The organism is Yersinia massiliensis CCUG 53443 (assembly GCF_000312485.1).
Taxonomy (GTDB): domain Bacteria; phylum Pseudomonadota; class Gammaproteobacteria; order Enterobacterales; family Enterobacteriaceae; genus Yersinia; species Yersinia massiliensis.
The window spans coordinates 649,604-662,163 of the sequence record NZ_HE997644.1 but is presented as its reverse complement, the minus strand read 5'-3'; the positions used below and the strand labels follow the sequence as shown (position 1 = coordinate 662,163).

Genomic DNA, 12,560 nt, shown 5'->3' with positions numbered 1-12,560 from the left:
ATTGCAGGTATTTCATTATTATTTTGCGTCACTCGCTGCGGTGGAATGATTGTTTTTCAGCATGGCAATCAGAATCGCACTGATAACCGTAATGAGCGCGAGGGCTACTAAGCCTGCGGTGGTGCTATTCATCAATTGATCTACTTCAACACGAATCATCGGTGCTAGGAATGAGCAGAATGCGCCCATCGTGGTACAGAAACCGATACCCGCCGCTAAAGCCGAGCCTGACAAAATTTGAGAGGGGAAAGTCCAGAAAATGGGTTGAACGGATAAGAAGCCAATTGCCGATAAACACAGTGCTGCAATGGCGAATATTGGGCCAGCATAGGCGGATACGACCAATCCGAGAGCCGCAGCGAGCATGCACATCACTGAGATTGGCACGCGATATTGTGGATTGCGGTCGGCAATACGTGGAATGTAATAAACGCCGAAGGCAGAGCATGCCCATGGGATTGCGGCGACCAAAGATTCTTTGAAGCCGAGGGTAGACCCCATTAATGCTGCCACTTGAGAGGGCAAGAAGAACATCAAGCCATACACTGAAATTTGGATCGTGCCGTAGATAAGAGCAAGGTGCCAAACTTTGATACTTTTCAGTGCCGTTCGCACTGAACTGGTCTCGGTTTTCTGGCGTTCGCTTTCAAGCTGAGCATTCAGTGCCTCTTTCTCTTCTTGCGTCAGAAAGCGTGCTTTAGTTGGGTTATCATCCAAATAGAAGAAGGCAAATATCCCTAAGAATATGGCGGGTAGCCCTTCAATGACGAACATCCAGAACCAACCAGGGCGACCCAACCAGCCATTGAGTTCCAGTAATGCACCTGACAAAGGGGATCCTAACGTTAGAGCCATTGGCACACCGAGCACAAAAATACCAATCACTGAGCCGCGAACTTTATTCGGGAAGTAAATGGAAGCGAGTAGCAAGATGCCGGGATAGAAGCCCGCCTCACCTAAACCTAACAAAAAGCGTAGGACAATAAATTGCGTTTCATTCGTCACAAAGCCGGTCAGTGATGACAATACACCCCATATGACGGTGGTGATACTGAGCCACTTCTGTGCGCCAATTTTGTTTAAAATGAGGTTGGCAGGAATACCAAACAATGCGTAAGCGGCAAAGAAAATACCGGCACCGAAGGCAAACGCGGAGTCAGACAGTGAAATATCAAGCTGCATGGCGCTTTTAGCAAAGCCCACATTAACCCGGTCAATAAATGCAATAAAGTAAAGCATGAACATTAAAGGTACGAGGCGTTTCCATGATTTACTGATTGCGGAATTGAGTATTTCATTATTATAAGTTGTTATCTTCATTAAACCCTCCTTTCCTATTACGGGTATACCCGTTATCTTGAAATCTATTGGGTATATATTGTATTTGTTATTTTTTGATTTGAATGTTTGCTGCTTCTAATAAGGAAATGATTATGTCTTTTTTATCCGAGCTGACTGGGGTAAATGGTGGGTATAGGAAATCGGAAGTGATCACCCCACGTAGTTGAAGCGTTTTTTTAAGCGTGGAGATAAACGGGTCATGTATATTATAGATGGCCATCAGTTTATCTACAGTTTGTTGATGTTGGGCGATACTTAAGAGATTGTTATCTGTAAAGGCATCTCGCCATGATTTAAAGAATTCTGGGACGATGTTTGATAAACCACCGATACAACCATTTCCACCAGAAAGAATATTGTGTGCGAAGTTATTATCATATCCGGCATAGACTTCAAAATAGGGTAGTTCTTTTTTAACTCGATTAATGATCTCGCAAGTATGTGTGGTATCGGGGATGGTATCTTTAAAGCCGATAATATTTGGGAAATTTGTTGCTAATTTAAGACATATTTCTGGTGAGATGCTGTAGCCCGTTTTTTCTGGGAAGTTATAGATGAAAATCTTGGCCTGAGTGTTTTTCGCTATTTGGCTATAATAATCATAGATACTCTCGTCAGTTAACTTAAAATAATACGGACTGATGATCATGACGCCATCTAGCCCACATTCATCGGCATAGTTAGCCAATGCGATGGACTCATTGACATCCATTCGACTCGCACCGGCATACACTTTCATGCTGCCTTTTGGGAAGTCTGCGGCGAGTTTTATCAGTTGTTTGGATGCTTCAAAGCTTAATGAAAAGAACTCACCTGTGCTCCCCATGACGACAAAGCCAGATACATAATCTTTAATGTACTCATATACCTGTGTGTTTTGTTCCTGATCTAATCGCCCCCTTTCATCAAAAATAGTCACGGTGGGTGTGATGTAAGTACTTTGCATAATCGCCTCTTTCGTATATATGAACAATGTTTTTATTTATGAACAAGGCGAGTAAATCATAGGCTCAAAAAAGAGTCAAAGTAAGTAGATTTTTTTTCTAAATGATTAGAGCTACGTCACAGTAGCTCTGGGGAGAGAATTAGGAATTGCTACTAGTTAATTTAATATCCTGTAAATTATCGAGAGCATTTTGAATCCGTTGCTTTGCATCGATAAGGATATCTATAACTTGTTTGACCTTTTCTTCGTTGGCACGAAAGTATGGTATGGAAACGCTGATTGCAGCGATGATTTTTCCACGCTGTCTTAACGAGACAGCATAACAAATGGTTTCTTCATTAATTTCACGGTTATCTAAAGCATAACCTTTCTTGATTATTTGGTTAAACTGCTCTCTAAGCTTTTTAATATCACTAACGCTGTTCGGTGTCAGTGATATAAATCCATTTGGGTATAATTCTTCTATCTGTTCATCCGTTAAATCACACAACATTGCTTTACCTAACGCAGATAACGTGGCAGGTAATCGTGTCCCAATATTGGAAACTAACTGTACCGCTTGATCTGATTGTATTTTATCAATATATAATACCTCACCACGGTCAAGAATACCCATTTGGCAAACTTCATTGCAAGAGTTTACAATACGTTGCATCTCTTGATTGATCATTTTAATCCAGAATGTCTTCTCAAAAAATGAACGTGATAAGGTTGAGCAAGAAATACCTAAATAATAGAGATTATTGGACTTGTCAAAGTTAATATAGTTGTGCTCAACTAACGTTTTCAATATGGGATGAATCGTCCCTTTATTAATGCCTGTTTTTAATGAAAGTTGAGTTAAGTTAATTCCGTCATCTGAGGATGAAATAATTTCAATGATGTTTAAAACTCGGACTGTCGGCATATGTGTATTTTTCATTATAAAATCGCATTTCTCAGAATCAATGTGAATTAATACCGATTATGCTGCCGAGTCCCTCGCAAAATGTCTAGGGGTTTCGTTTCTGGTGGCGGAGTTTTGGGCTTTATTACCGTTGAGATCAATTAAGGCGGGTAACCCTGTTGCTCGTACCGAATGGGGCGTAACGTCGTAAGCTGCCGGAGTATTTACTGGTACTGTAAACCCGCGCAGCGGTGTTGAACGTCGCTTGCGACGGCCCCGAAGGGGTGAGTCCTGCTTGCAGGGCGAATAATCGAACCAAGGACACGGGGATTTTCAAAACTCGTGTCGTTCTGGTCATGAGTCATATAGTTTAAGTTATACGTCTAGTGGCGTTTTGTATACGAGTTTCCAGATCTGCTTTGTTTTCATTGACATTGGCTTTACTAAGATATGGAACAATTTTTGAAAATGCTTTATGTGTCTCCCGTCTGGACCATCGCTCTGAACTGTTTTGAGCAGCATAAACAGTAATCTCGGCGCTTGCAAAACCTTGTCTGATGGAACGATTTGAGTAAAGTAGCACTGGATTAATTTCGGCCGTTGCTGCCTCTCTATTTTCAATGCTCCTGAGGAGAATCTGAAGCGGTGCACTCAATAAATGTGCTATATCAGGGACTATGCGAATAACAAACTTTCTTGCACTTGTACTATGCTTCAGGTCACGTTTTTTCAAAGATAACTCAGTTTGGATATCCTTAAGAGTAGCGCCATTCATCCATTTAACTAATGCCGCTTGGATCCGCGGGAGAGCATAATTGGCTCGTTGCTTATCATCTTTCAGTTCTTTGAAATCAGTTCCGAAAAGATACTCAATATTTTCAATCTTCAATAGCCGGAGCATATAGGTAGGATTTCTCTGTAACCAATTAAACATCCAATTCAGCAATTCAATAACACTATTAAATGAATTGAATCCTATTTTAATGAGAGCATTGGTGAGATCTAGTAGAATATCTTCTGGGATACCTAATATTGAAGTTAAGTCACGCAAAGGCTGCGATTCAATAGTATTTTTGTCATTATTGTTCATAATCTCAAGAGCTGCTGTTGTTCGGCTCCTGATCCACTCTTCCTCGCCTGCCTGCTGTTTACGAAAGGCTGCAAAGCTGCGAGCAAGTCCATGACGAACTTCTTGTTGTTCGCTATCGTCCTGTTTCGTATCAGCTAAACGAGCGACAACATATCTCTCTAGATCTCCAATTTCATCAGTCTGAGAATGTATACGATCCATTAACGCAGTAAGTGGATCGTCAATGATAAGACATTGATCGGACTGACCAAAGATGTCACGTAGACTGGTCCAGCGATTGCCTATTTTATTTTCTGCATCATTAACTCCTACGACCTTTCCCGGAATAACAAGCACAATACCCGTTGCGCTTTCTCCTGCACGACCTGCGCGGCCTGCAGCATTTAAAAGCTCTTCAGGCTTAAGAATATCCCTGCGACCAGAGTTAGTGTTGAATTGGCTGTCCTCTGCAATTATTACGAAATCTGCGGGTAAATTCATCCCTTGTCCAAGTGTTGGAGTTGCAGCTAGTATTGATAGTGCTCCGTCTCTTTTATATAAGGATTCAGCAAGGTGTCGTTCTTCAGGCAATAGTTGTCCATGATGGCATGTTGCTCGAACGGATAACTTCTCATTTTTTATAGTTATGTAGAGTTGCTCTGCCCCGCCCATTTCATCGACGGCTATATTGTAAAGTCGCTTCTCAGACTCCGTCAAAATAACGTCGCAGACATCAAGTTTTTTTGCTGCTTTTTCAGCAATTGATACTGCATTTGGAATTGATTGGGAGAATATTAATGTTCTAAGTCCTGCTTTAACAGCGGATGCCGCTATAGAGGATGCTACAACTCCGGAGTTTGGTGTCAATCCCCATCTCGGATTCGTTGCTAGCAATAATGCCTCTCTTGAAAATGGCACCAAAGCATAATCTCGCCGAACCTTTGATGCCCAAGTTTGTTTTACACTGAAGAAAGCTGCTGGGTGCGCACTTAATTTTCGGCTCACTTCCGCAGGTATGCCACCTGTGGGCTTCTTGATTCTTTCTTTCCTGAGTTTGCTCTCAAGAGTTCTCAAACGTTCAATATCATAAACAATGCATCCGCGCAATTGACGGGTAGGTTTCCATGCGTTATCCAATGAAAGTGCTTTTCGTTGGGTCAAATTAGCGAGCCATTTGCTTATTTCTTCGGAATTTTTCATCATTGCTGATAAGAGTACAATATCAGCTTTCGGAGCAACTCGAACAAAACCAACAATACAAAGCATTGCATCAATAGCGCGGCGATCCCCATAAGTTTTGGGATGCATCAAATGGCATTCATCAAAGATTAATAAACCTACATTGCTAAATTGGTCAGGTTCCATATGGGTCAAGAGTAAACAAGCTTCTGGTGTCATGACCATGATATCAGGTAGATGTTCTTTTCCTTCTAAAAAAAGAAATTCATCAGCACGTTCACCTTGCACACTTGAGCTCGGAAATGCCTTACGTAAATCTCGAGTAGTTTGATCCACGAGAGCATGAGTTGGGGCTAAAAAGACAGCTTTATGGCCGGATAGTAAGGTTGAATGAATTTTTAGTTGAGCTGTTGTTGATTTTCCTGCTCCAGTTGGGAAGGCGATCGCTGAAGATATTCCATTATTAAGATAACCTTGGTTCACTGCATCTTTGTGATTACGCCAAAGGTAAGGACGCGTTTCTGCCACAGACTTCATGGCATTACGCCACGGTGCCTCGGCCACTCCAGTTGGGGGGGCAAGACTTATGACAGCTCCATCAAGCAGCGCAGTACCTGTGGCTACAAGTAGGCTAGCTAGTTGATATGGCCCCGGAAAAACAACAAGTGATTCATGATGAAAATCGGCGAAGTTTTCTTCAGTTCCTGGCGAAGCTAAAGTTTTTACTTCAGAGAAAACGGATATAGGATCAGTAAAGCCAGAAATAGAGCGCCCTTGTAAAGCAAATGCAAGCGCGCGCACACCGCGTAAAATTCGATAATATAAAGCCGCATTTGCTCGCTCAAAGCCACTACCCAGTACCATTTTTTTTTGTGATGGGCGTTTACGTTTTACTATATTTCCAACTTGGCCCTTGGCTAGCAGAATTAAATGATCAATTAATTCAATCTGAAGTGGTTCGTTTTTTGGTAGCTGAATTGATTGTGCAACTTCTGAAGCATCGGCGGTTGAGTCTGCTATTAGGAAAAGCAACATTGCTGATATTTCGGAGCTTATGCCTTCTGGGCCAATAAATGCCTTAATTTTCTCATTTTCATGTAGGTTATTTATCTGATGAACTAGTTGATATGCAGTGGCAGCAACGAAACTGGCTGCGATTCTATCTTCCCGCTCTGGTTCAATTGAAACCAAGGTTTCGTTAGTTCTAGCAAGCCGCCTAGCAAAGTCTAGGATCTTGAGGATTTCTTTAGGTTTCTCAGCACTATCTCTTAGTAAGACCCTTGCTGAGACGATTTCAGCGAATGACCGAGATAGTTTTTCAGGAAGTTTATCGCGCTCTAATCCCGGGAGTTCTGGAGTAGACTGAATGAGTGAAGATGTGATTGGATCATACATTGCTTTCTGCCTCCGCCGCATCAATAGCGACTATAGCTTTATCCGAAATTGAAGCAATCCAACTCCTCACGTCTGCTAAGTACAAAGTGTCGGCACGCCGCCTAACAATATCGCCTTGGACCTTTTCATCATAGTGCTCAAACAAACGTTTTCGCCCTGCTGCGGTTGAGTGTGTTTTGCCGACTGTAATTGCAACCCTATAAGCACGTTTGTCTTGCCAAAGTATACTGGCTACTATGCTATCAGGATCCTGAAAATTCGACCGCTCAAGTAATGATGTGACAGAAGCTATGAGTTCATTATCTCTTGCCCCAGTTTCAAAATCCTCAAATTCTGGCCAAACTGCGGACTGAATCTTTTGACGAGGATTTTCGGTCGCTTTATCTTCACATATTACTACTTGAGCAAGTTTGTTATCATTAAGCTCAATGAGTAGACCATCTAAACCTTTGTCTGCTTTTATCATTTGAGGTGCGCGGATCTTTGCATCTTTATATGATAAATGTGCGACAATCCATGAGATGACCTGAAACACCCATCCGTCACGATGATATGTATCATTTCCTGGCTTAACAGAAAGTAAATCTCTGGCCCCCTTAAAACCTCCTTTTGGAAAACCAATAGGTAGAGTATCAATTTCGCCCAAAACACGTTCTACAATCCGTGACTGTCCAATTGCAACCCGAGCTATCAAGTTAGCCAGTTCATCTTCATTGTCAATTGTCCAGGTTGCTCCAAACCAAGAGCCTTTTTCTACAACGTCTGAAAGTAAAATTGGCATAATTTTTTATCGTCTAAGTGTTTACTATAATTGCGAGCGTACCCGTTTTAGTTCCACACATTTTTGAAAATCCTGATGTTCATACATCAGTCAGTGCTCCTCCAGATTACTTGAGAGGCGCATTCCCAGATCTGAATAGTGCTTCGCGCACAGCAACAAAACCGCTTAACGCCCCTTTTCCTATTGTGCTCTTGGTGGTTCACCTATGCTCTTCAACAGCGCATTGTATTGATGCGGATCGGCTGCATAAATCTTGTCCAATACGTAGTTAGCCACCTTGGAAATTTCTGGAATCTCCACAGGTCTGAATCCACGATCAGGGATCGATTCGAGATGTGAAAACTCGTTGTTAAGTCTATTCACAAGAGCTATCGCAGTCGGATCCTCATCGCCAAAGAATTTCTTGATCCGTTCAAAGGCATCGTTCTTGTCATCTTGGTGGGGGAACTTAAAGAATAAAAATGCCTCAAGGAACTTACGGAGGTTGTTACCAAATCCATAAAATGGTTCATGAGTTTCATTCGCTCCACCTTGAATACGGCACTTGTAGATCTGATGAAACAGGTAGTTGAATTCTGTGATGTAGTCTCGCAGATACGAAGGCATCAGGGAAATCTGACTTGCCCCTCCGTTTCTCTCCACGATGAAATGTTGGCATCCGCCGTGATTCTTCTCATTCGGAAGTGATATTTTCTTTAGATACTTCAAGAAATCTAGGTTGTGGGTGGATATAAAAAGCTGTTTGTAGCGATAGCTGTTTGTTCCATCTGCATTCTTGATGGGTTTAGCAATCAGGCTTTCAATCAAGCTGAACATGAAGAAGATGTGATTCCCGTCCAGGCTGGAAATTGGGTCATCTATATAAATGATCAGATCCTTACTTTTGCTGTCTGGCTCTTCCAGCTTGGCTATGAAGTAGCAGAAAGCAATCAGACTGCATTCGCCTTCGCTCAAGTTGTAGGCTGATTCACCATCTCTTGTAACTTCAAACTTAACCGACGTCTGCTCAACATTGCCTTTGGCTTCAAGTTTGATGCCATCGTGACCAAAGAAGTGACTGAGCAGGTCATTTACTCGCTTCGCGCCCTTGCGTTCATCCTTCTGTTGGCCCTGTAAGCGGGTCACTTCGGCTTCTTGTTTGATAATTTCGACCTCTGCCTCGGTAAATGCAGTGTTGGCAGTGTCAGCATCTGTTTTGAGACGGGCAACACGGGTCAACTCAGTATCGTAGGTAATGTCTCCGATAAAGGAAGCCACATCGGTAAGTCGAAGAGATTCGCGAGCAGTATTTTTATCTTTTTCTAGTGAACTTGTACGGCTGTTGTTTCTACTGATCAGATTATTGATGTCGCCTACGCATCGCTGAATTGCATTTGAATCGTGAATGTAGACAGGTATGGCAACCTGCTGAAAAATGGTATTCTTTCTCTTATCCAATGCAGCCTTCAGAGTTTTGATATCCTGCATGTAGCTTTTCAGGTATTCAGCAAGTTCTCTCTTGCTGGCTTCAAATAAGATTTTTTCTTCTGCATAGAACTTATCACTAGTCAAAGTCAAGAAGTTAGGAATGGCTTGGATTTCGCTGGCGATGGAAGTCAGGCATGAATCGATACACGACTCCAGATCCGAGGATTCCTTACTGAAGTGAGAGTCTAATACCTGCCAGATGTCATGAGGAAGGTTCTGACGACAGAAGGCGCAAGTGTCCCGCTTATCTTTATGTAGAGGTATGCCTTGCTTCACCCACGTTTGAAGAGCCGCCTCATTCAACAGTTCCTGAATCGCCGTAGTTGGCTTGATCGATCTTGAAAGGAGTTCTTCAGCCACCTCTTTTATTGACTCAATGTTGAGGCTTATCGATACGGTATCAGCAATATCAGGTAAGGCTTCTTGCTTCAATAGGTTGACCTTGGATGCTTGTTCTTCGGTTGTCAGCGGTATGAAGCTAGGTTTTTTGACTGAGTCAATGTCTCTTTTGATGCTGTCTATATTGTAAACAGCAGGGCCGTAGATACGGTTCTGCTTAATCTTACTGTTGGCATGAGAACGAAGTTTGCCTTCCAGAGCATCAGACGCAGTTTTATGATTGCCTTTCGTTCGATCTCGTTCTTTCTTTTTAGCTTCAAGTTCATGTCGGAGGCCTGCCTTCGACTCAACACTGCCTAGCTTAGTTTGGATTGCGATAATGGCATCTTCGATCTCTTTATTCTTTTCACCAACGATAGCAAACGTCTTGATCTCTCCGTCGGTTTGATTGACCAAAAAGCTTAAGTTATCGCTCACAAAGTCCCGATTGTAGACCCGAACATCATAGCCATGACCGGCAAGGCCTACCTGTGTCACATCACCTTTGTCACCACGAATAGTGAAATTTGGATCCACGTAGTTATGTGGAATGCGCCCCGTTTCCAAAGCGCGGAAAATCCGCGAGAGTGTAGTTTTACCAGAGTAGTTCCGTCCGTAGAGGATGTTGAGCCTCTTGAAATTCTGTACGTTGTTACCTGCATCCTTAAGGCTCTTTCTCCAACTGAGGCCCGCAAAACTACCGAAACTATCGATGTCAACCTGACTGAACATGAACACTCCCTTAGCGCTGGCTATTGGCTGCCGATTTGCAAGTGAAACAGATCGTTAGCTAGTTTACTCTGTGCTTAAGGAAGGAGTGAATAGGTTATTGATATAAGAAAGGAATTCTTATATATGAAGCGGAATTCAACACCCATCTAAAGATCCCTTTCAAACGTTCATCGACAGAGTTAGGGTATAAAGCCGCTAAATAGCGGCTGCAAGATAAACTTGATGTAGCCAATAGAACTCAGCTGTACTGGCCCCAATCCCTATCAATTACCCATGCTGGACGCCATGAAACAAAGGAGCTAGGTTCAAAATGATCGCCTGTATCAATCATGTACTCGATACGTTCTTCCCTTAAAGGGAGGGTATGATTAGTTTTATCGCTCTCAAAATCCCAAACCCAATATCGTGGGATCCCATCTTTGATTCTAGTTCCAGCAGCGTGATCCATTGGTGCACATACTCTTTCAATGTAACGCCCATCGTCTTCAGAGTAGAATCGTATTCTTAGTTTCTTTTTGGTATGTATAGCGTCTATGAACACATCATGCTGGTTGTGCATAACCCTTTCCTTACGTAGTCAATTAAAGATAAAACTCCTTAAAATACGATACCTATCTTAGGGTTATCACAATGGTAGAACTGTGGCCAAACGCTCGAAAATGACACGATTCCTTATTTCCATCTCGATAAATTTGTTGGTACAGTATGGCAATCTGGTCGCGCATCAACGTGATGGGTTGTGGTATAGGTAATGATTTACATTATTGACAGTGTCAACATTACTTACTGCACTCCTTTCAGAGCTATAGACCTAACCTCTTGGTATAACTTCTATTCACCCATCCGAACATTTTTTCACCATGAAATATGACTTGAATATACAACCATTGTCTATTCGTAGAGTCAATTACTGCAATTGCTGTATTTTTATTTAAAGTCTCAATCACATCGGCGCTCATCGATGGTTTAGTCCTTATATTTACGTTGTCAGCGGTGATTAGTCGAAACTTATTTAGTTCTTTCCAGTTAATATCTGGGTTGGATGATATTATCTCTTTTTGGGTGATAGGATGCTCATTTAAAAGAGAGGACACATAGCTTTCTGTTTTATTAATTGCAATTAAGATATATTCCTTGCCAGCATCAGCTACGATACTTAATAAAACTTCACAAAGAATCCATGTGATTATTTGTTGAATAAATGGAGGGAGCGCATGGAATTGTTCAAAGATAGTTTTTTTATTACTTATTCTCGAAGAATGGGAGGTAACAACTTCGCTTAATTCTAACGCATCACCAATTACAGAATCATCCACATTCTGAATATTAATAATGCTCGCCATTTCCTTGCCAACAGGTGAATTACTCCAAGCTAATGCGGCTGTTAGGAAAGAATTATCTATAAGCGTCTTGTTTGGTGGGTTATAGCTTGAGAAAGTTACTACTTTTCTAGCCATTTCTTCCATGGTAGAGTTAAGTTTCCAACTTAACAAACTATGGTTGTTTGACGAATTTGATGTGTCAGCAATGGCTTTAGCCATTTTTCCAAGACCAGAATCGACGATAGTGCTGAATAAGTTACCATCTAAAAATGATGTACTTTTCCTTATTTTTAACACATCAGTTATATTCACATTCTGTGATTCTAATGCTGAACTTAGCATGGTACTGATGCTTGGTATAGCAACAGCACTCATTGCATCTGCAATCGTATTTCGTTGTAACTCAAGTGCATAACGAAGGGATTCGTTGATACTGGGCATAGCAACCGCTTTCATGGCCTCAGTTATCGCACTGTGTTGTGCCATATTAGCGCGTAGTGATTCACTTATACTCGGAATAGCAATAGCCTTCATAGCTTCGGTTATCGCACTATGTGATGTTAGAGCAGAACTCAGAGATTCGCTGATACTGGGCATAGCGACAGCCTTCATGGCTTCGGTTATCGCACTATACGATGTCAGACTAGAACGCAATGATTCGCTGATGTTGGGCATAGCAACAGCTTTCATAGCCTCGGTCATTGCACTATGCGATGTCAGACTAGAACGCAATGATTCGCTGATGTTGGGCATAGCAACAGCCTTCATAGCCTCGGTTATTGCACTATGCGATGTCAGACTAGAACGCAATGATTCGCTGATGTTGGGCATAGCAACGGCCTTCATAGTCTCAGTCATCACACGTTGCTTTTTTTCCGTTAGTTCGCGAATTCTGATATTAGATTTATTTTTCATATTATTTTTCATATTATTTTTCCCGTCTTTTTACCCTCCTAATATGCCATATTTTGAACTTAGTCTTCATTCCCTATGTGGGGGTTATCACTGCAATCCTTACAGCCCTTTTGCAACTACCATTTTAATCGTCCCGCAGGCATACATCT

The 12,560-nt window shown here is 41.9% G+C and carries 8 protein-coding genes; all 8 read right to left on the bottom strand.

Going from position 1 to position 12,560, the window contains the following annotated elements:
* Positions 1–18: 18 nt before the first annotated feature.
* Complete coding sequence (locus BN68_RS11950) at positions 19–1,320, bottom strand: MFS transporter (RefSeq protein ID WP_019211392.1); 1,302 nt, start codon at positions 1,318–1,320, stop codon at positions 19–21.
* A gap of 67 nt (positions 1,321–1,387) precedes the next feature.
* Entirely contained in the window at positions 1,388–2,287 is a 900-nt protein-coding gene (locus BN68_RS11945; RefSeq protein ID WP_019211391.1) for a dihydrodipicolinate synthase family protein, read from the bottom strand.
* A 139-nt stretch (positions 2,288–2,426) separates the two neighbouring features.
* Positions 2,427–3,209 (bottom strand): IclR family transcriptional regulator, encoded by a 783-nt coding sequence (locus tag BN68_RS11940; RefSeq protein WP_019211390.1) that lies wholly within the window; start codon positions 3,207–3,209, stop codon positions 2,427–2,429.
* A 334-nt stretch (positions 3,210–3,543) separates the two neighbouring features.
* A complete protein-coding gene (locus BN68_RS11935) occupies positions 3,544–6,816 on the bottom strand; it encodes a DEAD/DEAH box helicase (RefSeq protein WP_019211389.1) in 3,273 nt (1,090 codons plus the stop codon).
* Entirely contained in the window at positions 6,809–7,597 is a 789-nt protein-coding gene (locus BN68_RS11930; protein WP_019211388.1) for a hypothetical protein, read from the bottom strand. Before BN68_RS11930 ends, BN68_RS11935 begins: the two co-directional genes overlap by 8 nt.
* A gap of 180 nt (positions 7,598–7,777) precedes the next feature.
* On the bottom strand, positions 7,778–10,174 hold the full coding sequence (locus BN68_RS11925; RefSeq protein WP_019211387.1) for an AAA family ATPase: 2,397 nt from the start codon (positions 10,172–10,174) through the stop codon (positions 7,778–7,780).
* A gap of 238 nt (positions 10,175–10,412) precedes the next feature.
* Positions 10,413–10,733, bottom strand: coding sequence for a hypothetical protein (locus tag BN68_RS11920; protein WP_019211386.1), 321 nt, complete (start codon positions 10,731–10,733; stop codon positions 10,413–10,415).
* A 244-nt stretch (positions 10,734–10,977) separates the two neighbouring features.
* On the bottom strand, positions 10,978–12,423 hold the full coding sequence (locus BN68_RS22930; RefSeq protein WP_019211385.1) for an SH3 domain-containing protein: 1,446 nt from the start codon (positions 12,421–12,423) through the stop codon (positions 10,978–10,980).
* Positions 12,424–12,560 lie beyond the last annotated feature (137 nt).